24 protein-coding genes are annotated in these 23,617 nt (G+C 66.9%); 11 read left to right on the top strand and 13 right to left on the bottom strand.

Features of this window, described 5'->3' with window-relative positions; genetic code table 11:
• Window positions 1-116 precede the first annotated feature (116 nt).
• A complete protein-coding gene (locus tag B7G54_RS12725; protein WP_244289330.1) occupies window positions 117-587 on the top strand; it encodes a DUF3574 domain-containing protein in 471 nt (156 codons plus the stop codon).
• Between the two features lie 87 nt (window positions 588-674).
• Here the strand turns inward: B7G54_RS12725 and B7G54_RS12720 are convergent, their stop codons facing one another.
• Entirely contained in the window at window positions 675-3,191 is a 2,517-nt protein-coding gene (locus B7G54_RS12720) for a penicillin-binding protein 1A (RefSeq protein ID WP_085039407.1), read from the bottom strand.
• 443 nt (window positions 3,192-3,634) lie between these two features.
• Between B7G54_RS12720 and B7G54_RS12715 the strand changes: the two genes are divergently transcribed.
• The 4 genes from B7G54_RS12715 to B7G54_RS12700 all read left to right on the top strand — a co-directional run bounded on the left by B7G54_RS12715 (window position 3,635) and on the right by B7G54_RS12700 (window position 7,011).
• On the top strand, window positions 3,635-4,315 hold the full coding sequence (locus B7G54_RS12715) for a PspA/IM30 family protein (protein WP_011352396.1): 681 nt from the start codon (window positions 3,635-3,637) through the stop codon (window positions 4,313-4,315).
• A gap of 90 nt (window positions 4,316-4,405) precedes the next feature.
• On the top strand, window positions 4,406-5,569 hold the full coding sequence (locus B7G54_RS12710; RefSeq protein WP_085039406.1) for a tetratricopeptide repeat protein: 1,164 nt from the start codon (window positions 4,406-4,408) through the stop codon (window positions 5,567-5,569).
• A 232-nt stretch (window positions 5,570-5,801) separates the two neighbouring features.
• Window positions 5,802-6,233 carry a large conductance mechanosensitive channel protein MscL gene (gene mscL, locus B7G54_RS12705; RefSeq protein ID WP_059233903.1) on the top strand — a complete coding sequence of 144 codons (432 nt, stop codon included), beginning with the start codon at window positions 5,802-5,804 and terminating at the stop codon, window positions 6,231-6,233.
• 331 nt (window positions 6,234-6,564) lie between these two features.
• Window positions 6,565-7,011 carry a hypothetical protein gene (locus B7G54_RS12700; protein WP_027784713.1) on the top strand — a complete coding sequence of 149 codons (447 nt, stop codon included), beginning with the start codon at window positions 6,565-6,567 and terminating at the stop codon, window positions 7,009-7,011.
• A gap of 65 nt (window positions 7,012-7,076) precedes the next feature.
• Here the strand turns inward: B7G54_RS12700 and B7G54_RS12695 are convergent, their stop codons facing one another.
• Window positions 7,077-7,970: an NAD(P)-dependent oxidoreductase gene (locus B7G54_RS12695; protein ID WP_085039405.1), complete on the bottom strand. Its 894-nt coding sequence runs from the start codon at window positions 7,968-7,970 to the stop codon at window positions 7,077-7,079.
• Between the two features lie 135 nt (window positions 7,971-8,105).
• On the opposite strand from B7G54_RS12695, the gene B7G54_RS12690 reads away from it, so the two are divergent.
• Together B7G54_RS12690 and B7G54_RS12685 are read left to right on the top strand one after the other, a co-directional pair.
• Complete coding sequence (locus B7G54_RS12690; protein ID WP_085039404.1) at window positions 8,106-8,315, top strand: dodecin; 210 nt, start codon at window positions 8,106-8,108, stop codon at window positions 8,313-8,315.
• Between the two features lie 221 nt (window positions 8,316-8,536).
• Complete coding sequence (locus B7G54_RS12685) at window positions 8,537-9,466, top strand: LysR substrate-binding domain-containing protein (protein ID WP_006762467.1); 930 nt, start codon at window positions 8,537-8,539, stop codon at window positions 9,464-9,466.
• 92 nt (window positions 9,467-9,558) lie between these two features.
• On the opposite strand, the gene B7G54_RS12680 is transcribed toward B7G54_RS12685, so the two are convergent.
• Window positions 9,559-10,971: an 8-oxoguanine deaminase gene (locus B7G54_RS12680; RefSeq protein WP_085039403.1), complete on the bottom strand. Its 1,413-nt coding sequence runs from the start codon at window positions 10,969-10,971 to the stop codon at window positions 9,559-9,561.
• A gap of 511 nt (window positions 10,972-11,482) precedes the next feature.
• Between B7G54_RS12680 and uraH the strand changes: the two genes are divergently transcribed.
• Together uraH and B7G54_RS12665 are read left to right on the top strand one after the other, a co-directional pair.
• Complete coding sequence (gene uraH / locus B7G54_RS12670; RefSeq protein WP_011352401.1) at window positions 11,483-11,836, top strand: hydroxyisourate hydrolase; 354 nt, start codon at window positions 11,483-11,485, stop codon at window positions 11,834-11,836.
• A 51-nt stretch (window positions 11,837-11,887) separates the two neighbouring features.
• The gene (locus B7G54_RS12665; protein WP_085039402.1) at window positions 11,888-13,081 is read left to right on the top strand and encodes a urate hydroxylase PuuD; all 1,194 of its coding nucleotides are present in this window, start codon (window positions 11,888-11,890) and stop codon (window positions 13,079-13,081) included.
• A gap of 98 nt (window positions 13,082-13,179) precedes the next feature.
• On the opposite strand, the gene B7G54_RS12660 is transcribed toward B7G54_RS12665, so the two are convergent.
• Both B7G54_RS12660 and B7G54_RS12655 read right to left on the bottom strand, forming a co-directional pair.
• Window positions 13,180-13,590 (bottom strand): ACT domain-containing protein, encoded by a 411-nt coding sequence (locus tag B7G54_RS12660; protein WP_085039401.1) that lies wholly within the window; start codon window positions 13,588-13,590, stop codon window positions 13,180-13,182.
• Between the two features lie 69 nt (window positions 13,591-13,659).
• A complete protein-coding gene (locus B7G54_RS12655) occupies window positions 13,660-14,580 on the bottom strand; it encodes a LysR substrate-binding domain-containing protein (RefSeq protein ID WP_085039400.1) in 921 nt (306 codons plus the stop codon).
• Window positions 14,581-14,714: 134 nt separating this feature from the next.
• On the opposite strand from B7G54_RS12655, the gene B7G54_RS12650 reads away from it, so the two are divergent.
• Window positions 14,715-15,530, top strand: a complete 816-nt coding sequence (locus B7G54_RS12650) for an aminotransferase class IV family protein (protein ID WP_085039399.1) — start codon at window positions 14,715-14,717, stop codon at window positions 15,528-15,530.
• A 31-nt stretch (window positions 15,531-15,561) separates the two neighbouring features.
• Here B7G54_RS12650 and B7G54_RS12645 read toward each other — a convergent pair whose 3' ends face one another.
• Entirely contained in the window at window positions 15,562-15,966 is a 405-nt protein-coding gene (locus B7G54_RS12645) for a RidA family protein (protein WP_085039398.1), read from the bottom strand.
• Window positions 15,967-16,118: 152 nt separating this feature from the next.
• Here B7G54_RS12645 and B7G54_RS12640 point away from each other — a divergent pair, with 152 nt between their 5' ends.
• Window positions 16,119-17,084, top strand: a complete 966-nt coding sequence (locus B7G54_RS12640; RefSeq protein WP_085039397.1) for a LysR family transcriptional regulator — start codon at window positions 16,119-16,121, stop codon at window positions 17,082-17,084.
• 81 nt (window positions 17,085-17,165) lie between these two features.
• Here B7G54_RS12640 and B7G54_RS12635 read toward each other — a convergent pair whose 3' ends face one another.
• The 7 genes from B7G54_RS12635 to B7G54_RS12605 all read right to left on the bottom strand — a co-directional run bounded on the left by B7G54_RS12635 (window position 17,166) and on the right by B7G54_RS12605 (window position 23,511).
• The gene (locus tag B7G54_RS12635) at window positions 17,166-17,678 is read right to left on the bottom strand and encodes an ureidoglycolate lyase (protein ID WP_085039396.1); all 513 of its coding nucleotides are present in this window, start codon (window positions 17,676-17,678) and stop codon (window positions 17,166-17,168) included.
• Window positions 17,675-18,688 (bottom strand): allantoicase, encoded by a 1,014-nt coding sequence (alc, locus tag B7G54_RS12630; protein WP_085039395.1) that lies wholly within the window; start codon window positions 18,686-18,688, stop codon window positions 17,675-17,677. The genes B7G54_RS12635 and alc overlap by 4 nt, the downstream gene beginning before the upstream one ends.
• 62 nt (window positions 18,689-18,750) lie before the next feature.
• On the bottom strand, window positions 18,751-19,272 hold the full coding sequence (uraD, locus tag B7G54_RS12625; RefSeq protein WP_085039394.1) for a 2-oxo-4-hydroxy-4-carboxy-5-ureidoimidazoline decarboxylase: 522 nt from the start codon (window positions 19,270-19,272) through the stop codon (window positions 18,751-18,753).
• Window positions 19,269-20,222, bottom strand: a complete 954-nt coding sequence (gene puuE, locus B7G54_RS12620) for an allantoinase PuuE (RefSeq protein WP_085039393.1) — start codon at window positions 20,220-20,222, stop codon at window positions 19,269-19,271. Before puuE ends, uraD begins: the two co-directional genes overlap by 4 nt.
• Before the next feature lie 148 nt (window positions 20,223-20,370).
• Entirely contained in the window at window positions 20,371-21,162 is a 792-nt protein-coding gene (locus tag B7G54_RS12615) for an aspartate/glutamate racemase family protein (protein WP_085039392.1), read from the bottom strand.
• Between the two features lie 10 nt (window positions 21,163-21,172).
• A complete protein-coding gene (locus tag B7G54_RS12610; protein WP_085039391.1) occupies window positions 21,173-22,657 on the bottom strand; it encodes an NCS1 family nucleobase:cation symporter-1 in 1,485 nt (494 codons plus the stop codon).
• 149 nt (window positions 22,658-22,806) lie between these two features.
• The gene (locus B7G54_RS12605; protein WP_085039390.1) at window positions 22,807-23,511 is read right to left on the bottom strand and encodes a GntR family transcriptional regulator; all 705 of its coding nucleotides are present in this window, start codon (window positions 23,509-23,511) and stop codon (window positions 22,807-22,809) included.
• Window positions 23,512-23,617: the final 106 nt, after the last annotated feature.

Here is a 23,617-nt window from a genome sequence, read left to right as displayed (position 1 = left end):
AGGGTTATCCCCAGATTATGTTGACAGCCCTGTTGATAACCCGCCGGACGAGCACGCAAGTGGTTGAGCGCGCAGCGTTTTGCGTGCGCGGAGGTCGATCGACACGAAATGGGCAAATGCAGCCGCCAGCCACATGCGCCGCGACCTGGCGGCACCGCGCGGTGCCCGTGATCGGCGGCGTCGCGATCGCGCTGCTCGCCGGTTGCGCGGCACCGCCCTCGCCCGTCGTCGGCGCACCGTCGGCCTGCACGCAGCCGGGCGAGAACCGCATGCTGCAGGCCGACCTGCTGTTCGGGCGCGACATCGCCGGCCGCGGCCCCGTCACCGATGCGGAACGTGCAACGTTCCTCGCCGACACGGTCACGCCGCGGTTCCCCGACGGCCTCACCTACTGGGACACGCACGGCCAGTGGCGCGACCGCGCACGCGGCGGGATCACCCGCGAAGACAGCTTTGTGATCCGTATCGTTGCCGACGATACGCCCGACACGCGTGCGCGGCTCGCCGCGATCCGGCAAGCGTACACGGAGCGATTCCATCAGCAGGCGGTCGGCATGACGCTCATACCGGCCTGCGCGTCGTTCTGATTCCGCTTCTGCCGCCGTCTGCCGGTGCCGTAAAAACAAACGGGCGCCCGAAGGCGCCCGTCGCATACCGGAACAGCGGCGTGCCGCTTACTTGTTCTCGAACATGTCCATGATCTGCTGCTTCTCCTGCGCCGTCACGGGAGGCGGCGCAAGGCCCGCCGCACCAGCCGAGCCGAGTGCGTCGTTCGCGCTGATCGCGTTCTCGGCCGGGTTGATGTCGACGTTCGCGACGAAGCCGTTGCCCGGCGTGCGATCGGCGTAGTACAGCTCGCCGTCGATCGAGGTCAGGCCGTCCGGCATCGGCATCTGCTGCTCGGGCACGCCGTTCAGCGCGGTGCGCATGTAGTTCACCCAGATCGGCAACGCGAGCTGCGCGCCGAATTCGCGGCTGCCGAGGCTCTTCGGCTGGTCGAAGCCCATCCACGCGACCGCGACGAGCGACTGCTGGTAGCCGGCGAACCAGCCGTCCTTCGCGTCGTTCGTCGTACCCGTCTTGCCCTGCAGGTCGCTGCGGCCCAGTGCGTTGGTGCCCGCGCCCGTGCCGGCCGTCGCGACCGAATGCAGCAGGCTGTTCATCACGTACGCGTTGCGGCCTTCGATCGTGCGCGGCGCCGTGCTGCCCGCGAGCACCGGCTGCGACTTCTGCAACGGCTGGCCGCGTGCGTCGTCGACCTCGGCGATCAGGTACGGATCGACCTTGTAGCCGCCGTTCGCGAACACCGCATAGCCGGTCGCGAGCTGCAGCGGCGTCACGAGGCCCGCGCCGAGCGCCATCGGCAGATAAGGCGGCGTCTTCGCGGGATCGAAGCCGAAGCGCTGCGTCACGTACTGCTGCGCATACTGCGTGCCGATCGACGCGAGGATCCGGATCGACACGAGGTTCTTCGAACGCTGCAAGCCGGTGCGCATCGTCATCGGGCCATCCGGCTGGTCGTCGTCCTTCGGCTCCCAGGCGGTGCCGCCCGGCACGCTCGGCGGGAAATACAGCGGCGCGTCGTTGATCATCGTCGCCGGCCCCATGCCCTTGTCGAGCGACGCCGAATAGATGAACGGCTTGAACGACGAGCCCGGCTGCCGCCATGCCTGCGTCACGTGGTTGAACTTGCTCTTGTTGAAGTCGAAACCGCCGACGAGCGAACGGATCGCGCCATCCTGCGGCGCGATCGCGACGAGCGCGCCTTCGACCTGCGGCAGCTGCACGACCTGCCAGCCCGTCTTGCCGTCCTTCAGCACGCGCACGACCGAGCCCGGCTTGATGCGCAGCGTGTCGTTCGCGCGGGGCCCGAGCGCGGCCGCGACGAAGCGCAGCCCGGCCGGGCCGATCGTCGTGGTCGCGCCGCCGACGAACTGCACCTCGACCGCGCCCGGCGACGCCGACAGCACGACCGCCGACTGCAGGTCGCCGTTGTCCGGGTGATCGGCGAGCGCGTCGTCGATTGCCTCGTCGCGGTCGTCGCCGGCCGCGGGCAGCTTGATCGATGCTTCCGGCCCGCGATAGCCGTGGCGGCGCTCGTAGTCGAGAATGCCGCGACGCACGGCCTGATACGCGGCTTCCTGGTCGGACGAGTTGATCGTCGTCGTGACAGTCAGCCCGCGCGTATAGGTTTCATCCTTGTACTGCTGGTACATCATCTGCCGCACCATCTCGGCGACGTATTCGCCGTGCACCGCGTACTGGTTGCCCGGCGTACGCACGTGGATCTCTTCCTTCACGGCCTCGTCGTACTGCGGCTGCGTGATGTAGCCAACCTCGAGCATGCGCTTCAGGATGTATTCCTGGCGCACCTTTGCACGCTTCGGGTTCACGACCGGGTTGTACGCGGACGGTGCCTTCGGCAGCCCGGCGAGCATCGCCGCTTCCGCGACCGTGATGTCCTTCAGGTCCTTGCCGAAGTACACGCGCGCGGCGGCCGCGAAGCCGTACGAGCGCTGGCCGAGATAGATCTGGTTCATGTACAGCTCGAGGATCTGGTCCTTCGTCAGGGCCTTCTCGATCTTGTACGCGAGCAGCATTTCATAGATCTTGCGCGTGTAGGTCTTCTCGCTCGACAGGAAGAAGTTGCGCGCGACCTGCATCGTGATCGTGCTCGCGCCCTGGCGCGCGCCGCCATGCATCAGGTCGGCGACACCCGCCCGCAGGATGCCGACGAAGTCGACGCCGCCGTGTTCGTAGAAGCGGTAGTCCTCGATCGCGAGGACGGCCTTCTTCATCACGTCGGGAATGTCCTGGAAGCGCACGAGGCTGCGGCGCTCCTCGCCGAACTCGCCGATCAGCACGTGATCGGCCGTGAACACGCGCAGCGGCACCTTCGGCTGGTAGTTGGTCAGCGCATCGAGTGACGGCAGTTGCGGCGCCATCACGACCAGCGCGTAGCCGACGATCAGCGCGCCGACGATCGCCAGCGTCACGAACAGGCCGGCGAACCACAGCACGACGCGCGAGCCGAACGAGCGACGGTGCCCGCCGCCGCCGCTGCGCTGGGTGCGGCGGTCGTCGTCGCGATCGTCGTCATCGGGGTAATAGGCTCCGGACGGCGAACGGCGCAACGTGTAGTGGGGTTCGTTCCTGTCGGAAGAAGAAGGCGGTCGTTTGATAATTGGCATGTCGGAATGGCGGGCGGTCGTGGCGCCCTCGGACGCATGCGGAAATGCAAGCGGATGAATCAGAGCAGGTACAGCGTGATGCGGCTGTCACGTCGACAGACCCCGCCGCGCGGCGATCCGTTCCCGCGACGTGACAGCGCATTTTAATGAAATCGACCGGGTGCCTTCGCGATTTTTTGTAAAAATTCCCGCAATGCCGTGATTTGAGGAACGTATTGTCGGCATCCTCTGCCTATCATGGACACGCAATATGGCGCGCACCGCCGATTTTCTTTCAATCGCGAAAGGTTCGGCATCCTGATGCGCAAGCCGCTTGAACTCGCGCGTTTAAGCCGTATTTAAGTGAACCGGTGGTGTAATATCCGCCGGCTCATGCGGGTCGGAACCGGCTCGCAGCGGGCACTGCCGCGGTCACGCGGCGCCTTTCAACCACGGAGGATTTCATGTCGCTTTTCGACTCTGTTTCGCGCACGATCAAAGGCCTGCTGAACGATGCGGCCGATTCGGTACAGGATCCGTCGCGCGACGCACGGCAGATCGTGCGGGAGCTCGACGACAGCATCGGCCGTGCCGAGAATTCGCTGATCGAGATCGAGGCACAGGTCGCGACCCAGCGCAGCAAGCGCGATGCGGCCGACGACAAGGTGAAGAAGTACGAGGACGGCGCGAAGCGTGCGCTGCAGTCCGGCGACGAGGCACTCGCACGCGAGGCGCTCGGCGCACAGTCGAACGCGGAAGCCGAGCGCGACGCGCTCGCAGCCGAACTGTCGACGCTCGAGCCGTCGGTCGACAAGCTGAAGGGGCAGATCGCCGACATGCGTCAGCGCCGCAACGACCTGAATGCACGCTCGAACATCCTGCAGGCCAAGCAGGAAATCGCGCAGGCGAAGGACGTCGCGGCGAGCGCCCTGGGCGGCATCGGCGGCAAGAACCTGTCCGAAGACTTCCAGAAGCTCGAGGACAAGGTCGCGCTGCAGAATGCGCGCTCGGACGCACGCCTGAATTCGGCCGACACGTCGAGCGGCAAGGCGCTCGACGACAAGCTCGCCGCGTTGAACAAGGGCCCGTCGGTCGAGGATCGCCTCGCCGCGCTGAAGAAGCAGCTCGACACGCCCGCGCAGTAACGGAAATTGCGGGCAACCGCGCCGCCGCCCGCCCCGGGCGCGCGGCGCGAACCGATCGTCAGGAGACGGGCGCCCGCGCCCGGTTCGACCATGAAGAAATCTCTCGCCGCACTCGGCCTCTCGCTGATGTTGCTGTCGTCCGCCGCGTTTGCGGTTCCGTCGCTGCAGCAGGTCGAGCAGTCGATCGCGCAACGCAACTGGCAGCAAGCCGACACGCAGCTGTCGCAAGTCATCGATGCCCATCCGAACAATGCGCACGCGCGCTACCTGTATGCGCAGGTGCTCGACCGTGAGGGTCGCGCGTCCGACGCACTCGCCCAGCTGCAGCGCGCGAAGTCGCTCGATCCGCAACTGAAGTTCACCGACGCGACGCGCTTCGCGCAGACGGAGTCGCGCATCCGCGCCGACGCCGCGCGCGCGAGCGGCAACGTGCCGTCGGCCACGCAGGCCGGCACGCTGCAATCGTCGCTCGCGCCCGCTGTCGCACCGGCCGAGAAACACGGCCCGTCGACCGGCATGTGGATCGGCCTCGGGCTGATCGTCGCGGTGATCGCACTGGTACTGCGCTGGACGCTGCGGCGCGCACGCACGGCCGACGACAGCCGCGCCGACGACGAACGCCGCACGCAGCTCAAGCGCGCCACCGACGTGCTGAACGACATCCGTCCGCTGAAACTCGACGCGAAGCTGTCGACGGCGCCCGGCGCCGCGGCGCTCACGGGTGAACTCGAAGCGATCGAGACCGACGCGCGCACGCTCGTCGAAGCGCTGTCGAACGGCAAGAATCCGGTGCCGCCGTATCGCGTCGATGAACTCGAGCAGCGCCATGCGAGCGTGAAGGCACGCGTCGAAGGCCGTCCCGATCCGGCCGCGCAACCGGCTGCACCGGTGAACGGCAGCGGCTCCGTATACGCACAGGAAGCCGATCGCATGACGGGCGCTCAAGGCCAGCCGTATCCGCAGCCACCCTACCCGCAACAGCAACCGCCTGTCGTGATTCAGCAAGGCGGCGGCGGTTTCGGCGGCGGCATGGGCGGGCTGCTGACCGGCGTCTTGCTCGGCGAGGCGATGTCGGGCGGCCGCGAGCGCGTGGTCGAACGCGACGTGATCGTAGACGGCGAGCGCCGCCGGCAGGAGAACGACCCGGGCTTCGACCTCGGCCGCGGCGACGCGTCGAACTGGAGCGACGGCAACGGCGGCGGCGGCATGGATCTCGGCAGCAACGACGACGGCTGGACCGACGACAACACCTGACGCCACGTAGCGCGTCGATGCACCCGCGACGCGCTGCAACGCACGCCACGCTCCCCTGCATGGCCGGCCGCGCCGACGCGCGGATTTGTCAATCATTTCAAGATGGGCTACCGGCAATGGGGAGCGTTCGCTATCATGCGGCCATCGGCGTGCCACCGACCCTCATTCGACGCTCTGCATCCCTGCGCGTCGCGGCACGCCTCCCCTCGCCCCAACCAGGAGAAAGCCGCTCATGAGCATCATCAAGGAATTCAAGGAGTTCGCCGTCAAGGGCAACGTCATGGATCTCGCCGTCGGCGTGATCATCGGCGGCGCGTTCTCGAAGATCGTCGACTCGGTCGTGAAAGACCTCATCATGCCGGTCATCGGCGTGCTGACGGGCGGTCTGGATTTCTCGAACAAGTTCGTTCTGCTCGGCACCATCCCCCCGACGTTCAAGGGTAATCCCGATTCGTTCAAGGACCTGCAGGCAGCGGGTGTCGCCGCGTTCGGTTACGGCTCGTTCATCACCGTCGCGATCAATTTCGTCATCCTCGCGTTCATCATTTTCCTGATGGTGAAATTCATCAACAAGCTGCGCAAGCCGGACGAAGCCGCACCGGCCGCGACGCCCGAAGACACCGTGCTGCTGCGCGAGATCCGCGATTCGCTCAAGCAGCGCTGATCGCCGAGCGCCCCGCCTGCCAGGCCCGCCCCGTGCGGGCCTTTTTATTGCGCGCGATGCACCGCCGCATGCGGCCTATCTCACTTTTTTGTGACGGGCGAATGCACGCGCGGGAAAAGCAGGTCTATGATGGAGACTAAACGACAGTACGGGCGCCAAGACGCTGGCTGTGTCGATCATGGCGAGCAGGTCGACGGGAGACATTGATCGTCGTACTGCACGAAGGCAGCATTTTCGTGTGCTATAAAGGATCGACATGCGGCGTACATAGCCGGGAGTGGGTCGCATGAAAGTGCCGCATTTCTTGCAATTGTTTTTGAGGCGAGTGTTTATGTCCTTCCCGAAAAAACGTCGGCGTGCCCAGCAGGATGGCCAGGAGTCATTCCTCGCGGTATTGCGCCACTCGAAACCGTTTGCCCAGCTCGACACCAAGATTGCCCGCGCCCGCGCGCAGGACGAACCTGTCCTGTACGCGCATGTGCTGCCCGGTCTCGACGTGCTCCTGTGCAGCGTGCGCGGCGCCCAGCCGCCTTATCCCGCCATCGCCGAGCTGCGCAAGCGCTGCATCGAATCGATCGCCAATGCGCTCGAGCAGCCGCTGGACGGCCTCGAGAACGGCGGTTACTGGTATGAAGCGAACGGCTTCGGCTTCCTCGTGTTCGCCAGCCGTGCGCGTGCGCGCATCCTGCCCGAGTTTGGTGCAGGCACGAAAGCGAGCCTGCGCGGCGGGCTCGGCCGCCAGAACGCCGGCGACACGACACCCCGCTCTCTCGGCTGATCCGCCTGCCATTCGATGGGCCGCCTCCGGGCGGCCATCTGCCATTCACGTACCCTGCTTGCCCGTCACGATGCCTGCTGACGCCCGTTGCCGGGCCGCACGATGTCGATGAACGCGGCGAAATCGGCGCCGGCGAGCCCTTGCGCGGCACCGAGCCGCAACACCTGCTGCACGGTGGCCGACACGGGCATCACCGCGCCCGTGTCGCGCGCCGCGTCGGCGATCGCGTCGACATCCTTCTGGAACGTGCCGAGCGCGCCGATCGGCGCATGACCACCCGACGTCATGCGCGGCACAAACGTCTGCAGCAGCACCGAATCGGCCCAGCCGCCGGCCAGCGCTTCGGCCAGCCGCGCGGCGTCGATGCCGCTCGCCTGCGCAAGACCGACGGCCTCGGCGATCGCGGTCACCGTCGCGGTGACGATCGCCTGGTTGCACAGCTTCGCCGTCTGCCCCGCGCCCGCGTCGCCCATGTGCGTGATACGCGACGCGTACGTGTCGATCAGCGGCCGCACCGCGTCGAGATCGGCCGCGCGGCCGCCGGCCATCACCGCGAGCGTGCCGGCCTGCGCGCCGGGCACGCCGCCCGAGACGGGCGCATCGACCCAGCCGACGCCGAGTGCGGCCGCACGCGCCGCGTAATCACGCGTGGCGGCGGGCGGAATGCTCGAATGATCGACGATGCGCTGCAGGCGGCGCGCAGCGGCGGCGCCGGAGAGCAGCCCGTGCTCGCCGAACACGACGTCGCCCACCGCACGGCCGTCGAGCACGCACATCAATACCGTGTCGACGCGCTCCGCCAGTTCGCGCGGCGTGCCGACCACCTGCGCGCCGTCCTTCACGAGCGCCTCGGCCTTGTCGCGCGAGCGATTCCACACGCTGACCCGATGCCCGGCCGCCAGCAAATGCCGAATCATCGGCGCACCCATCAATCCCGGTCCGCAAAATCCGACTTCCACGATGTTCCTCGTCTCCGATATGGGTTGAACTTGCCGCCCATCATACCTATCACTCAAGAAGCCGGGCACGCGCGGCGCCGCTTCGGGACCACGGCTTGCACCGGCAATCCATACCGATATCCCAGGGAGCGCATCATGAGCGACCACGTGTACAAGATGATCGAACTGACCGGTTCGTCGCAGCAATCGAGCGACGACGCCATCCGCAACGCGATCTCGAAAGCCGGCAAGACGCTGCGCAACCTGCACTGGTTCCAGGTGACCGAAACGCGCGGTCACGTCGAAGGCGACCAGGTCGTTCACTGGCAGGTCACGCTGAAGGTCGGCATGCGCATCGACGACTGACGCGCCCGTCGCATCACCCGCCGCGCCGCGATCCGGATCCACGCAACGCGTGTCCGCGCGGCGCCGCGCGCTTCACTTCGCCCCCCGCTCGGGCCCCTTGTCGCGGCCCGGCCGGCGGGTAGCCGCGGGTATCCATCTCTTGACGCTGATTTTCGTTCATATTAAAAACAATATACCCACCCCATCCCTCGATCAGCCCAGCCATATAACCCGGAGATACCATGAGTCAGCAACGCGAGGCGATCGACACGTACCTCTTGCGCGTCTTGCACACCTTGTTGATGGAGCGCAGCGTCACGCGCGCGGCCGTCAAACTGAACCAGTCGCAACCGGCGATCAGCGCCGCGCTGCGGCGCCTGCGCGACATCACCGGCGATCCGCTGCTGGTGCGCGGCAAGTCCGGCATGGTGCCGACCGAATACGGGCTGCGCCTGCTCGAGCCCGTGCAGAACGCGCTGCGTGAAATCGAGCGCATCAAGTTCCAGCAGCACAACTTCGACCCGGCCACGTCGATCCGCTGCTATCGGATCGGCTGCCCCGACTACCTGAACGTGCTGTTCGTGCCGACGGTCGTCGAGCGCTTCCGCCAGGCCGCACCGAATGCGACGCTCGAATTCCATTCGCTCGGCCCCGCGTTCGACTACGAGCTCGCGCTGGAAGACGGCAAGCTCGACATCGTCGTCGGCAACTGGCCCGAACCGCCCGAGCAGCTGCACCTGTCGAACCTGTTCGTCGATGAAATCGTCTGCCTGATGAGCAACACGCACCCGTTCGCGAAGCGCGGCGGGCTCACGCTCGACCAGTACCTGAACGCACCGCATCTCGCGCCGACGCCTTACTCGGTCGGCCAGCGCGGCGCGATCGACGTGCATCTCGCGCGCGAACGGCTCAAGCGCCACGTGGTCGTCACGCTGCCGTACTTCAACCTTGCGCCTTACGTGCTCGTGAAGTCCGACCTGATCTTCACGACGACGCGCCTGTTCGCCGATCACTACGCGAAGTTCCTGCCGCTGTCGGTCGTGCCGGCACCGCTCGACTTCCCGCCGATGCAGTACTACCAGTTGTGGCACGAGCGCTGCCACTACTCCGATGAAGTGCGCTGGCTGCGCAGCCTCGTCGCCGAAGCGACCCGCACGCTGATCGAGGCGTAACGGCACACGCCGCACGCGCCGTCACGGCGCGGCGCGGCAAGGGCTGGCGGCACGCCCGGCGGCACCGCAGCCGCCGGATCGTCAGTCTTGCTTCAGCGCGATGCCTCGACCAGTGCCTGCGCGAGCGCGTTATGACGCGCGATGACGGGCGGCAGGTCGAGCGTCGCCAGCCGCCCTTCCCGCACCACCACCTTCCCGTTCACCACCGTGTACGCCGTCTGCGACGGCGCGCAGAACACGAGCGCCGCGACCGGATCGTGCAGCGCGCCCGCGAACAGCGGCTGGCGCAGGTCGAACGCGGCGAAGTCCGCGGCCATGCCGGGCTTCAGCGCGCCGATATCGTCGCGGTTCAACACCTTCGCGCCGCCGAGCGTCGCGATCTCGAGCGCTTCGCGCGCGGTCATCGCATCGGGCCCGAAACCGACCCGTTGCAGCAGCAGTGCCTGCCGCACTTCCGCGACCATCTGCGCGCCGTCGTTCGATGCGGAGCCGTCGACGCCGAGGCCGACCGGCACGCCCGCGAGACGCATCTTCTTCACCGGCGCGATGCCCGACGCGAGCCGCATGTTCGAGCACGGACAGTGCGCGACGCCCGTGCCGGTACGCGCGAACAGGCCGATGCCCGCATCGTCGAGCTGCACGCAGTGCGCATGCCACACGTCGTGGCCGACCCAGCCGAGATCTTCCGCATATTCGGCGGGCGTCATGCCGAACTTCTCGCGGCTGTACGCGATGTCGTTGACGTTCTCCGCGAGGTGCGTATGCAGCGACACGCCGTATTCGCGCGCGAGCACGGCCGCGTCACGCATCAGGTCACGGCTCACCGAGAACGGCGAGCACGGTGCGACGACCACGCGCAGCATCGCGTAACGCCCTTCGTCGTGATAGGTCTCGATCAGGCGCTGCGTGTCGCGCAGGATGTCGGGCTCGCGCTCGACGACCGAATCGGGTGGCAGCCCGCCGTCGCGCTGGCCGACGCTCATCGCGCCGCGGCTCGCGTGAAAACGCATGCCGATCCGCTGCGCGGCGCCGATGCTGTCGTCGAGGCGGCTGCCGTTCGGGTAGATGTACAGGTGGTCGCTCGACGTCGTGCAGCCGGACTGCAGCAGCTCGGCCATCGCGGTGAGCGTCGACACCTCGATCATCTCGGGCGTCAGGTGCGCCCAGATCCGGTACAGGTTCGTGAGCCAGCCGAACAGCTCGGCATTCTGCGCGGCCGGCACCGCGCGCGTGAGGCTCTGGTACATGTGGTGGTGCGTGTTCACGAGCCCCGGGATCACGAGGTGGCCGCGCAGGTCGAGCACTTCGTCGGCCGTATCGGGCAGCTCGGCGCTCGGGCCGACCGCGACGATCCGGTTGTCTTCGATGTAGAGCCCCGCGTCGCGCAGTTCGCGGCGCGTGTCGTCCATGGTCACGAGCACGTCGGCGTGCTTGACCAGCAGGGTTTTCGGGCGGGATGAGGAAGGGTTCGGCGCGCGTGCGCCTGCGTGCTGCTCGAGGTTCATGCGTTCTCCGCGTCGGTCTGCCCCCAGGGGCGGATCCTGGGGACGGTCACACAGCCGTTCGAACGCTGAATCGCGGCACGCTCCGGTGCCTGCGTCCGTTCGAACGCCCTGGCCCGGTTACCCGGCGTGCTCGCCGTCTTCGGGGTACGCGCGGGCCACCGGCCGACGCGCACGGCGGGAGGATCGCCCAAGCGCGCGCCGCACACAATGCGCGATCCGGAATACCGCGCTTCACGGTTTCGATATGGTACGCCGCGCAACGCCTCGCCGAGCACCCGAAACGCCCGCCGGAAGCCGTATCCGGCGTGCCGTCGACAGCCGCTCATGCGCGGCGCATTATCTTTGATATCGCGCCCGTATTTGCGCGGGGAACCTTTTTACAATGCCTGCACGGCGCTCGCTTCAATCTCGCCGACGGGTATGTAGCCACGTGACGTGGAGCCTCGATCCGCCGCACAGTCAATGGATCGAGTCGCCGCCGAACCTCGCATTCACACAAGGACAATTGCGAATGGGAAAGCTCACTACCCACGTACTCGATACGGCGCACGGCCGTCCCGGCGCTGCAATCAAGGTGGACCTCTACGCGCTCGACGGCGAATCGCGCCGCGCGATCAAGACCGTGCTGACCAATAGCGACGGCCGCTGCGACGAACCCCTGCTCGAAGGCGCCGCGCTCGCCGCCGGCGAATACGAACTCGTGTTCCATGCCGGCGACTACTTCGCGTCGCTCGGCGTGAAGGTGCCCGAACCTCGCTTCGTCGACCGCGTCGTGCTCCGCTTCGGCATCGCCGACACCGGCTCGCACTACCACGTGCCGCTGCTCGTGTCGCCGTGGTCGTACAGCACCTATCGCGGCAGCTGACATACGCATCGGCGCCCGCATCAAGACAAAATCTGAGTCTGGAGGAGTTTCATGGAAGGCTTCATCACCGACTGGCTGAACCTCGCGCTGCGATGGCTGCACGTCATCGTCGCCATTGCGTGGATCGGCGAGTCGTTCTATTTCGTCGCGCTCGACAACAGCCTGAAACCGCCGACCGACCCGAACCAGCGCAAGCGCGGTGTGTTCGGCGAGCTGTGGCACGTCCACGGCGGCGGCTTCTACAACATGCAGAAGTACACGGTCGCTCCGCCGGAAATGCCGGATGACCTGCACTGGTCGAAGTGGCCGTCGTACACGACCTGGCTGTCGGGCTTCTCGCTGTTCTTCGTGCTGTACCTGCTCGCACCGAACACGTACCTGATCGACAAGAGCGTGCTCGACATGGGCCCGGTGGTCGCCGTCGCCTCCGCACTCGGCTTCCTCGCGGCCGGCTGGATCGTCTACGACTCGCTGTGCCGCATCCTCGGCACCAACGACCGCGTGCTCGGCATCTGCGTGGGCCTCTACGTCGTCGTCGCCGCGTATCTCGCGTGCCACATCTTCGCGGGTCGTGCCGCGTACCTGATCGTCGGCGCCATGCTCGCGACGATCATGTCGGCGAACGTGTTCTTCGTGATCATCCCCGGCCAGCGCAAGATGGTCGACAAGATGCTCAAGGGCGAAGAGCCGAACCCGATCTACGGCAAGCGCGGCAAGCAGCGCTCGGTGCACAACACGTACTTCACGCTGCCGGTCGTGTTCGCGATGCTGTCGAACCACTATGCGATGACGTACACGAACAAGTTCAACTGGGTCGTGCTCGTGCTGATCATGCTGGCCGGCGCGCTGATCCGCCAGTTCTTCGTGATGCGCCACCGCGGCAAGCAGCTGTGGTACCTGCCGATCGGCGGCGTCGCACTGCTGGCAGGCGCACTGGTCTGGACGACGCCGAAGCCGGTCGCGCCGGAAGCGCAGGCCGCGAACGCGCCGAAGGTCGTGATCAACGACATCATGCCGATCCTGCAGCAACGCTGTGTGGAGTGCCACTCGTCGAAGCCGACGCTGATGGGCAGTGCCCCCGCAGGCGTGATGTTCGACACGCCGGACGAAGTGTCGAAGAACGCGCAGCGTATCTACGAACAGGCCGTGCGCCTGAAGGCGATGCCGATCGGCAACGTCACGCACATGACCGACGACGAGCGGACGAAGCTCGCCGCCTGGTTCGAGGGTGGTGCGAACAAGTAAGCCGCCGTGCGCCCGGGGTCGTTTTCCGGCGCCATCCTCTCCGTTCGCGGGCCCGGTGACGGGCCCGTTTTTTTCGTGTTGCTGATGCCCTTCGCGCATCAGCCGCGCATCGCGTCGCGCTGGAGCGCGACGAGCGCATCGAGCGCGCGCGGGCCGTCGTCGAACGGCACGAAGATGTGATCGTGGTACGCGGCCGCCATCACGTTGCAACTGATGCCCGCCGCGCCGAGTGCCCGCGCAAACGCCGCCGTGAGGCCGACCGCTGCGAGGTCGGAATGCACGGTCAGCGTGATCCAGGCGGCGCGGAACAGTACGGGCCAGCCGCGACGTGCGGCCCTCTCCTCGCCGACGACGACCGTCAGCCCTTCCGCTTCGCGGAACGTTGCGATCGCTTCGGATAACGATACATCTGCGTCGGGCGGCAGCGATACGAATGCGAACGCGCCGGGATGCAGTTCGGGCTGCATCGTGCTCAGCAGGACCCCGAGGTCGTTTTCAGGTTGGCTCATCGGAGGAACATGCCCGGAATCGAGCATCGCGCGGTGGAAATGCGGGCACGATAGCATGCGCCGCCACCGCTACGCGCGCATCGTCGCGACTTCGTCTGCGAGCCAGTCGCGCAATGCGACGATGCGCGGATCGCCCTGCATGCGCTCCGGATGCACGACGTGATACGCAAGGCCCGGCGCCACCTCGACGTTCACATCGAACAACTGCACGACGCGCCCTTCCGCGAGATCGCGCGCGATCATGTGCGGCTCCGCCAGACCGACCGCCGTGCCGTCCGTCACGGCCTGCACGACGTGGCTCGAATCCGGAAACGAGACGCACCGGCTGTCGTCGAAACCGTCGACGCCGGCAGCGGCCATCCAGGCCGACCAGCGCGGCCAGGTCACACCGTCGACCTCGCAATCGACGTGGCAAAGCGTGTGGCGCAGCAGATCGCGCGGCTTGCGCAACGGCAACCCGGCCGACAGCAGCGCCGGGCTGCAGACCGCGACGACCGACGTGTCGAACAGACGCTGCGCGCACGCATCGCGATAGCGCCCGGTGCCGAAGCGGATCGCGACATCGACGTCGTCGTCATCGAAATCGCGCAACCGGTCGGTGATGTCGAACGACAGCTCGAACGCCGGATGCGCGGCCCTGAAGCGCGGCAGGCGCGGCAACAGCCAGTGCGCTGCGAAACGCGCGCCGACCGATACACGCAACTCCGTCTGCTCCCGCGCGATGCGCCGTGCCCGCGCCGTCGCGCGCTGCAGGCCTGCCAGCGCATCGGCGGCCGCGGCAGCCAGCACGGCACCGGCCGGCGTCAGCCGGATGCTGCGACTCGTGCGGACGAACAGTTCCATGTCGAGCTGCGCCTCGATTTCCTTGATCTGGTGACTGACGGCTGCCGGCGTCAGTCCGACCTCGTCGGCCGCCCGCGAGAAATTCAGGTGGCGCGCCGCCGCATCGAACGTCCTCAGCGCGCGCGTACCGGGCCACATGCGTTCCATCGATCTTCAAACCGGATTTGATAACCGTTGCAAAATTACTCGTTTTTCAAGATGCCATCAATCGGCAAACAATAGACTTTCTTGAAGATGCCGCGAGCCGCACCGCGCTCGCGACCGAACCCGGAGATCCGCCGATGACCGTTGCCCCGTTCCCGTCCGTCGTCCAGCTCAACGGCGTCGCCGCCACCCCGGACGCGCTCGCCTCGCGCGCGTTCGCGGGCCATGCGCATTTCACCGCGATGCAGGTGCGCGACGGCCACGTGCGCGGCCTCGACCTGCATCTCAAGCGGCTGCGCGATGCGTCCAACACGCTGTTCGGCCAGGCACTGCCCGACGACCAGGTTCGCGCGCTCCTGCGCGCTGCGCTCGAACACGCGCCGTCGGCGCTGTCGCTGACGGCGACCGTGCATGCGACGACCGGCGAATTCGTCGCGCCGCGCGACGACGAAGCGCTCGACGTGCTGGTCCGCACGACCGCGCCGTCGTCGGGGCCGGCGGGCCCGCTCGACCTCGCGCCGTTCGAATACGAGCGCGTGCTGCCGGAAATCAAGCACGTCGGCGAAGTCGCGAAAACGCACTTCCTGCGCCGCGCGATCGCGCTGGGTTTCGACGATGCCGCATTCGTCGATCGCCACGGGCGCATCAGCGAGGGCTCGATCTGGAATCTCGCGTTCTGGACCGGCGACACGGTCGTGTGGCCGGTGGCCGGCCTGCTCGGCGGCGTCACGATGCGCATCGTGCGCCGGCAACTGGCGCGCCTGGGCGTCGCGCAGCACGATCGCGAACTGACGCCGGCCGACCTGCCGTTGATGGCCGGCGCCGTCGTGATGAATTCGTGGACGCCCGGGATCGCCGTGCGCCGGTTCGGCACGGCGACGCTGCCCGACCCAACGTCGTTCGTCGCACTGCTGCATCGTGCGTACGAACAGGAGCCGCCCGTCGCGCCGTGACGCACGCCGCCACGAACCGCGGGCGCCCTGCTCACCCGTCGACCGTCTCCGGCAGCCGCGCGATCACCTTGATCTCGAACTGGAAGCCGTACAGCCAGGTCACGCCGACGGCGGTCAGCGTCGGATGCGGCGCATCGCCCCAGTAATCGGGGACGATCTCCCAGATCCGCTCGAACGTCGCTTCCGGATCGACGAGAAACACCGTCACGTCGACGACATCGTCGAACGTACAGCCGGCCGCGCGCAGCACCGCATTCAGGTTGTCGAACGCGCGGCGGACCTGCGCGCCCAGCTCCGGCTCGGGCGCGCCGTCGTCGCGGCTGCCGACCTGCCCGGACACGAACAGGAAGCCGTTCGAGCGCACTGCCGGCGAATAGCGGTTGCGGTCATACAGCGCCTGGCGACCGGGCGGAAAAACTACGCTACGCTTGGCCATTCAACACCTCCATCGGTCTGCGGGGCGAAACCGCCCCTGTATCAACGATGAAGGCACTTTAAGGACCGTTGCACGGCGGATAAACCGGCAACCTTGTCCAACACTGTTTGCGTACCCCAAACAATGTCCGAGCGACGCGGAGCCCTGACCCGATGGATCGATTCGACGCAATGCAGGCGTTCGCCCGCGTGGTGGAAGCCGGCAGCTTCACGAAGGCGGCCGACACGCTGCACATGAGCCGCACCACCGTCACGCAACTGGTGCAGCAGCTCGAAGCGCGGCTGCGCGTGAAGCTGTTCAACCGCACGACGCGCAAAGTCGTCGTCACGGCCGACGGCGCCGCGTACTACGACCGCGTCGTGCGCTTGCTGGCCGACATGGACGATGCCGAAACGAGCCTGTCCGCTGCGTCGGCATCACCAAGGGGCCGGCTGCGCGTGGACGTGCCGAGCCCGTTCGCGCGCCTGATCCTGATCCCCGCACTGCCCGCGTTCCATGCGCGCTATCCGGATATCCAGCTCGACATGGGCGTGAGCGACCGCGTGGTGGACGTGATCGGCGAGAACGTCGACTGCGTCGTGCGCGGCGGCGAACCGACCGACCGCGCGCTGGTCGCGCGCCGCATCGGCGACCTGCGGCTCGGCGTGTACGCGTCGCCGGCCTATCTCGCACACGCCGGCACGCCGGCCCATCCTGACGAGCTGGAGGACACGCATCACCGCATCGTCGGTTTTCTGTGGGCGCGCACCGGCAAGGCGTTGCCGTTTGCGATGGCACGCGATGGCGAGCAGGTCACCGTACGCGGGCGCTACGTGCTCGCGGTCGACGACGGCAATGCGTACCTCGAAGCCGGCCTCGCCGGGCTGGGCATTCTGTGGCTGCCCGACTATATGGCGGGCGTGCATCGCACCCGCGGCGAACTGGTGCCGCTGTTCGAGCGATGGCAGCTCGAGCCGATGCCGATGTACGTCGCGTTCCCGCCGAACCGGCACGTCAGCGCGAAGCTGCGCGTCTTCATCGACTGGGTCGCCGAGCTGATGGCGCAGCATGCGCCGGTCGCGAACCGGCGCCGCGGCGGCGGCAGCTCGCGTGATACGCGCAAGACCGCGGCGACCTGAATTGCGCGGAACCGGCCGCGCATAAAAAAACCCGCGCACGATGCGCGGGTTTCGCCAGACGCTGGCAGAAACGCGAGCGACTCAGGCGGTCAGCGCGTGCAGCGCGTCGTCGGTGAGCCACAGCGATTCCTGCAGATCCTGCTCGTTCAGGTTCAAGCCGTCACCGCCGCGATCGACGACGATGAAGTCGCTGACGCCGCCGAGCGCGATCAGCGGGTGATGCCATACACCCTTCGCATAGTTGACACCCTGCCACCCGCTCGTCACGAACGCGCGGATCTTCGCCGGATCGAGATCGCCCGCGGGCGCCACGACGACGAGATACGGCTGGTCGTTCAGCGGCACGAAGGCCTGGCTGCCGAGCGGGTGCCGCTCCAGCATCTTCACTTCGAACGGCAGCGTGCGCGGCTGGCCGCGGAACAGGTTGACGAGCGTGCGGCCGTCTTCATCGGTCACGTCGACTTTCGCGAGATCGTGAAAGCGGATCGTCGTGCCGAGGTTGATCGGGATCTGCTTCGCCCCTTCCGTTTCGATCACGTCGCCGAACGGCGCGAACGCCTCCTTGGTCAGCGGCTCGATGGCAAGCGTCTTCATTTGTCGAGCGTCCCCCACAGGCGCAGGCGCGACACGCCGCCGTCCGGAATGATGTTCAGTCGCACGTGCGTGACGGGGCCGAGCGACGCGATGCCCTGTTCGAAGTAGTGCTGCTTGTCCATCTGCAGCTTCTGCTCGCCGAGCAGCACCGGCCAGAACATCGACTGCGTGATCAGCGAGCTGTCCGTGCCGCCCGACACGTACGCGGCCTGGATCGAGCAGCGATCCGGATAGTTGCCCTTGAAGAACGCCGTGTCGACTTCGATCTTGCGGATCACGCCCGGCTGCGCGAGCGCGATGATCGCCCAGTCGTTGCCCGGTTCGCGGCGGCGGCGGGTTTCCCAGCCGTCGCCCATGTTCACACCGCGGCCCGGCAGCAGCAGGTTCGACGCGACGCCGAAGTGCTGGTTGTTCGCGGCCACCACGTAACCGCCGTTTTCCATCGCCGCGAGGTCGAACTGCTCGGTCGCGCTCGCGCCGGCCCAGTCGAGCTGCGGCTGGCCGTACACGCGCAGGCGCGCAATGCCGCCGTCCGGATAGATGTTCACGCGCAGATGCGTGAACGCACGCGCATCGCTCGCTTCGACATAGTGATGGCTGTTGCCCTGCAGCGTCGTCGACGGCACGATCTCGACCCACTCGGTCGCCTGCGTCGGCGCGCCGTCGGCCACGAACGCGGCCTCGATCGACGCGGCCGGCGGGAAGTTGCCGGTGAAGTGGCTCGTGTCAATGTCGAAGCCCTTGATCACGCCCGGGCGCGCGAGCTTGACGATGCACCAGTCGTAGCCCGTCGTGCGCTTGCGGCGCGTTTCCCAGCCGTCCATCCACTTGCCGTGGTCGTCGTACTTGCCGGGGATGAAGACAGCCGGCTCGGGATTCAGCATCCGGTCCTTCGGCGCGAAGAAATCGTCGCTGGCTTCGAGCGCCTGCGCACCGAGACGCGGGTCGGCAAGATTCACGTAGCGCCGCGTGAAGTCGGGTGCGTTGGGATCGAGAAGCGGAACAGCCATGAGGTTTCCTTGTTTCAGTGAGGCGATCGGGCCGCTGCGACGCAACAGGCCGTATTGCGGTGTCAGGCGTCGATCAGGTCATCGAGGCGGAAGCGCGCGATCCGGTAGATCTGGTCGAGGCTCGCGCGCAGCTCCTCGGTGCGCGAATGATTCACGCGCGACTCGAAGTTCGCGATGATGCCGTGCCGGTCATAGCCGCGCACCGCGAGGATGAACGGGAAGCCGAACTTCTCGCGATACGTGCGGTTCAGCGTCAGCAGCTTGTCGAACTCTTCCTGCGTGCACTGGCCGAGCCCCGCGCCGCTCTGCTCGCGCGTCGACTCGGCGGTCAGCTCGCCGCGCACGGCGGCCTTGCCGGCCAGCTCCGGGTGAGCGTTGATCAGTGCGAGCTGGCGCGCTTCACCGCCCGTTTCCACCGCATCCGACATCGTCTTGTGCAGCGCGTCGATGCTCGCGAACGGCCGCTCGCCCGCGGCGGCTTCGGCCACCCACGGCGAATGTTCGAAAATCCCCGACAGTGCCGCAACGAATGCACTCGGCGCCATCGTGTTCAGTTGTTCCAACGTGTAGCGCATCGCCTTCATGCTTTCCCTTCGTTTCGATGATTGGGCTGATACGGATGATGTTCACGCCAGTGACGCGCGATATCGACACGGCGCGTCACCCATACGCGATCGTGCTTCTCGATGTGATCGAGAAAACGCTGCAGCCCGCGGAACCGGCCCGGCCGGCCGAGCAACCGGCAGTGCATGCCGATCGACAGCATCTTCGGCGCCTCGTCGCCCTCTTCGTACAGCACGTCGAACGCGTCGCGCAGGTAGTCGAAGAAGTGATCGCCGGTATTGAAGCCTTGCGGCGTCGCGAAGCGCATGTCGTTCGTGTCGAGGGTATACGGCACGATCAGCTGCGGCGATTTCTTGCCGCCCGACACGTCGACGTCCATCCAGAACGGCAGGTCGTCCCCGTAGTTGTCGGAGTCGTACAGGAAACCGCCGTATTCCGCGACGAGACGGTGCGTATTGGGGCTGTCGCGGCCGGTGTACCAGCCGAGCGGGCGCTCGCCCGTCACGCGCTCGATCGCTTCCATCCCGAGGCGCATGTGCTCGGCCTCGAGTTCCGGCGTCATGCTCTGGTAGTGGATCCAGCGCCAGCCGTGGCATGCGATTTCATGGCCCAGCTCGACGAACGCACGTGCGAGCTCCGGGTGGCGTTCGATCGCCATGCCGACGCCGAATACCGTCAGCGGCATCCCGCGCTTCTCGAATTCGCGCAGGATGCGCCATACGCCGGCCCGCGAACCGTATTCGTAGATCGACTCCATGCTCATGTGGCGATCGGGATACGCGGCCGCGCCGACGATTTCGGACAGGAACTGCTCGGAGCCCGGATCGCCGTGCAGCACGCAATTCTCGCCGCCCTCCTCGTAGTTCAGCACGAATTGCACGGCGACGCGGGCGCGCCCCGGCCAGTTCGCCTGCACGGGATGGCGGCCGTAGCCGATCAGGTCGCGAGGATAGTTGGGATCGAGTGACATGGTTCGAAGTGCGGCGAAAGCTCGCTGAAATAATGGGTTCGCATCGACCGCGCGGGTGCCGGAGGCCGGCTGCGCAAGCCGATGCGATGACGGCCCAGTGTAGCGAAAACGCCCATACGCGCCCATACAGCGGCGCAGATAGTGCATGTCAGACGGTGTGTATGTGCGGTTGCGGCAAATTCGGGACCGGTTCCGCCTCATCCCCGTCCGGCGGGCTGAAGCGGGCGAACGCGCCGTCGTAGCGCTTCGGCAGCGGGCGCGCGTAGTCGCCGCGCTTCGCGGTCGCGAGGCGCAGCGCAACGAGCGCCTCGGCCCACTTGACGGCTGCCGTGACGCCCTCGACCACCGGCGCGCCGATCTGCTGCTCGATCTCGTGCGCGAACTCGGCCATCCCCGCGCAGCCGAGCACGATCGCGTCGGCACCGTCCTCGTCGAGCGCGCGCCGGCATTCATCGACGATGATCCGGCGTGCGGCCGAGCCGGGCCGGTCGAGCTCGAGCACCGCGACATCGGTCGCGCGCACGTTGCGGCAGAACCGCTTCATCCCATAGCGCTCCGCGAGGTGCCACGCCATCCCGCAGGTGCGCGCGAGTGTCGTGACGACCGAGAAGCCCGGCGCAAGCACGCTCGCCGCATGCATCGCGGCCTCGGCAATGCCGATCACCGGCCCGCGTGCGAGCTCGCGTGCCGCGTAGAGGCCGGGATCGCCGAAGCACGCGATCACGTACGCGTCGCAGCCGTCGCGCTCGCCCTGCGCGATCTCGGCCAGCAGCCCGGGCGTCGCGAGCGCCTCGTCGTAATACCCTTCGATCGACGGCGGCCCCATTGGCGGGCTCACCGCCACGATCTCCGTGCCGGCGGCCGCGACCTCGCGCGCGCAGCGGCCCATCGCGTCGGTCATCCGCTGGGTCGTATTCGGATTGATCAGTCGGATCTTCATCGCATGCTCCTCAGGCCTTCGCGCTCACGAGCAGCCGGTAGAACACGAAGCCTAGGCCCGCGCCGATGAACCACGAGAAGTTCGCGACGCCCTGCCAGCCCGGCACCATCACGCACGCGATCGCGATCACCGCGGCCGGCAACAGCGCGGCGAGTGCGCGACGGTTCACGCCGCCCGTGTACCAGTACGTGCCGTTTTCAGACATCGTGTACAGGTCGTCGCGCACGAGGCGGCCGCGCTTGACGAGGTAGAAATCGGCGATCAGCACGCCGTACAGCGGGCCGATGAACGCGCCGAGCACGTCGAGCGTGTAGTGGATCACGGCCGGGTTGTTGAACAGGTTCCACGGCGTGATGAAGATCGATGCGACGGCCGCGAGCATCCCGCCCGCACGCCAGCTGATCAGCCGCGGCGCGACGTTCGAGAAGTCGAACGCGGGCGACACGAAGTTCGCGACGATGTTGATGCCGATCGTCGCGATCGTGAACGTCAGCGCGCCGAGGATCACCGCGGTCGGATGGTCGATGCGGCCGACCGTCGCGACCGGGTCGGTGATCAGTTCGCCGAACACCGGCAGCGTCGCGGCGGTGGTGATCACCGTGACGAGCGAGAACGCGAGGAAGTTGACGGGCAGCCCCCAGAAATTGCCGCGCTTCACGTCGCCGAACGAGCGGCAGTAGCGCGAGAAATCGCCGAAGTTCAGCATCGGCCCGGAGAAGTACGACACGACCAGCGACACGGCCGTGATCATCACGGGAATCACTTCCGCGCCGTGGTACTTCACGCCGCCGAGATTGAGGCCGATGTTGCGCCAGCCCGCGCGCCACACCATGTAGCCGGCGAGGATGAACATCACGACGTACACGGCCGGCCCCGCGAAGTCGATGAACTTCTTGATCGTCTCCATCCCGTTCCAGAACACGAACGCCTGGAGCACCCACAGCAGCATGAAGCCGGCCCAGCCGACCGCCGAGAGCCCGAGGAAGCCGTAGCGATGCACGTCCGCGTAAGGCAGCCATTGCGGGAAGAATTTCAGCACGACGATCACGAGCGCGCTCGACGCGAGATAGGTCTGGATGCCGTACCACGCGATCGCGATCAGCCCGCGGATCACGGCCGGCACGTTCGCGCCGAGCACGCCGAACGTCGCGCGGCACGCAACCGGGTACGGCACGCCGATCTGCTGGCTCGGCCGCGCGATCAGGTTGCACAGCCCGTTCACCAGGCCAATGCCGACGATCAGCGCGATCAGCACCTGCCAGCTCGTCAGCCCGAGCGCGAACAGGCTGCCCGCGAACACGTAGCCACCGACGCTGTGCACGTCCGACATCCAGAACGCGAAGATGTTGTATGCCCCCCACGTCTGATTTTTAAGGGGTGCCAAATCTTCGTTGTACAGACGTTCGCTGTAACCATTCGGCAGTGTCGGGTCGCCGCCCTCGCCGCCTTCTTCCGCCGGATAGGCGCTGTCGTGCGCCACACTGAACTGAGCCATGACTTCTCCTTGACGCGGCCGGCCGGCCGCTCCACCGTCATCGATATCGCTCCGGATCGACGCCCGGAGTCGGACCAGCGGCCCGCGGCAAACACCGCGGGCCTGCATTTCGCTCGTTCTGTGGCGCGCGGCCGGGTTCGCGTCGCCGCTCAGGCGCCGCCGAACACTTCGCGCAAATCGACCTGCCCTTGTGCGGGCCGGTCCAGCATCTTCAGTTCGACATGCTGCAGGTGGTGCGCCATCAGCGTCACCGCCCGCTTCGGATCGCCCGCCTCCAGCGCGGCGAGGATCTCGTCGTGGTCGTCGCACGAGCACGGGCTGCGCCCGTGCGATTCGTACAGCGCCGACATCAGCGTCGAGCGTGCGACGAGCCCTTCGAGGCACTCGCTGAGCGTCGCATTGCCCATCAGCGTGGCAAGCGCCGTATGGAATTCGCCCGACAGGCGGATCCAGGCCGCGAAGTCGTGCCGCTCGAACGCCTTGCGTTCCTTGTCGATCAGCGCGGCGACCCCTTTCAGCCGCTTCGCGCCCGGCCCGGTCGCGAGCCGTTCGACCACGGCAAGCTCGATGATCCGGCGCATCTCGAACACCTCGTGCACGTCCTGCAGCGTCGGGCTCGCGACGAACGCGCCGCGGTTCGGCTCGAGTTCGACCAGCTTGTCGGTCGCGAGCTGCGCGAGCGCCTGGCGGATCGCCCCGCGCTTCACGTTGAACACGTCGCAGAGCTGCGCCTCCGTCAGCTTCGCACCAGGCGCGAGCCGATGCTCGAGGATCGCGGTGCGGATCCGCTCGGCGATCGCTTCGGGACTGGCTGCGCCGGACAGGTGGGAATCAGGCTCGTTCATGATCGGCATCGTGTGATGATCCTCATCCTAGGGCGGACATAAAGATTGTCAACAATTCTTTTCCGGCATTGCGCACAATTGGCGTGCATCGATGCGACCTCGTTCGGTGCACGAT

Origin of the sequence: Burkholderia puraquae (genome assembly GCF_002099195.1) — a bacterium.
GTDB classification, from domain to species: Bacteria; Pseudomonadota; Gammaproteobacteria; order Burkholderiales; family Burkholderiaceae; genus Burkholderia; species Burkholderia puraquae.
The sequence above is the reverse complement of the archived record's forward strand: the minus strand, read 5'-3'. Positions and strand labels throughout refer to the sequence as shown.

Excerpts from the sequence above, each read along its gene's own strand:
- B7G54_RS12725 (WP_244289330.1), top strand. The coding sequence starts at position 117 with ATGCAGCCGCCAGCCACATGCGCCGCGACCTGGCGGCACCGCGCGGTG.
- B7G54_RS12720 (WP_085039407.1), bottom strand. The coding sequence starts at position 3,191 with ATGCCAATTATCAAACGACCGCCTTCTTCTTCCGACAGGAACGAACCC.
- B7G54_RS12715 (WP_011352396.1), top strand. The coding sequence starts at position 3,635 with ATGTCGCTTTTCGACTCTGTTTCGCGCACGATCAAAGGCCTGCTGAAC.
- B7G54_RS12710 (WP_085039406.1), top strand. The coding sequence starts at position 4,406 with ATGAAGAAATCTCTCGCCGCACTCGGCCTCTCGCTGATGTTGCTGTCG.
- mscL (WP_059233903.1), top strand. The coding sequence starts at position 5,802 with ATGAGCATCATCAAGGAATTCAAGGAGTTCGCCGTCAAGGGCAACGTC.
- B7G54_RS12700 (WP_027784713.1), top strand. The coding sequence starts at position 6,565 with ATGTCCTTCCCGAAAAAACGTCGGCGTGCCCAGCAGGATGGCCAGGAG.
- B7G54_RS12690 (WP_085039404.1), top strand. The coding sequence starts at position 8,106 with ATGAGCGACCACGTGTACAAGATGATCGAACTGACCGGTTCGTCGCAG.
- B7G54_RS12685 (WP_006762467.1), top strand. The coding sequence starts at position 8,537 with ATGAGTCAGCAACGCGAGGCGATCGACACGTACCTCTTGCGCGTCTTG.
- B7G54_RS12680 (WP_085039403.1), bottom strand. The coding sequence starts at position 10,971 with ATGAACCTCGAGCAGCACGCAGGCGCACGCGCGCCGAACCCTTCCTCA.
- uraH (WP_011352401.1), top strand. The coding sequence starts at position 11,483 with ATGGGAAAGCTCACTACCCACGTACTCGATACGGCGCACGGCCGTCCC.
- B7G54_RS12665 (WP_085039402.1), top strand. The coding sequence starts at position 11,888 with ATGGAAGGCTTCATCACCGACTGGCTGAACCTCGCGCTGCGATGGCTG.
- B7G54_RS12660 (WP_085039401.1), bottom strand. The coding sequence starts at position 13,590 with ATGAGCCAACCTGAAAACGACCTCGGGGTCCTGCTGAGCACGATGCAG.
- B7G54_RS12655 (WP_085039400.1), bottom strand. The coding sequence starts at position 14,580 with ATGGAACGCATGTGGCCCGGTACGCGCGCGCTGAGGACGTTCGATGCG.
- B7G54_RS12650 (WP_085039399.1), top strand. The coding sequence starts at position 14,715 with ATGACCGTTGCCCCGTTCCCGTCCGTCGTCCAGCTCAACGGCGTCGCC.
- B7G54_RS12645 (WP_085039398.1), bottom strand. The coding sequence starts at position 15,966 with ATGGCCAAGCGTAGCGTAGTTTTTCCGCCCGGTCGCCAGGCGCTGTAT.
- B7G54_RS12640 (WP_085039397.1), top strand. The coding sequence starts at position 16,119 with ATGGATCGATTCGACGCAATGCAGGCGTTCGCCCGCGTGGTGGAAGCC.
- B7G54_RS12635 (WP_085039396.1), bottom strand. The coding sequence starts at position 17,678 with ATGAAGACGCTTGCCATCGAGCCGCTGACCAAGGAGGCGTTCGCGCCG.
- alc (WP_085039395.1), bottom strand. The coding sequence starts at position 18,688 with ATGGCTGTTCCGCTTCTCGATCCCAACGCACCCGACTTCACGCGGCGC.
- uraD (WP_085039394.1), bottom strand. The coding sequence starts at position 19,272 with ATGAAGGCGATGCGCTACACGTTGGAACAACTGAACACGATGGCGCCG.
- puuE (WP_085039393.1), bottom strand. The coding sequence starts at position 20,222 with ATGTCACTCGATCCCAACTATCCTCGCGACCTGATCGGCTACGGCCGC.
- B7G54_RS12615 (WP_085039392.1), bottom strand. The coding sequence starts at position 21,162 with ATGAAGATCCGACTGATCAATCCGAATACGACCCAGCGGATGACCGAC.
- B7G54_RS12610 (WP_085039391.1), bottom strand. The coding sequence starts at position 22,657 with ATGGCTCAGTTCAGTGTGGCGCACGACAGCGCCTATCCGGCGGAAGAA.
- B7G54_RS12605 (WP_085039390.1), bottom strand. The coding sequence starts at position 23,511 with ATGCCGATCATGAACGAGCCTGATTCCCACCTGTCCGGCGCAGCCAGT.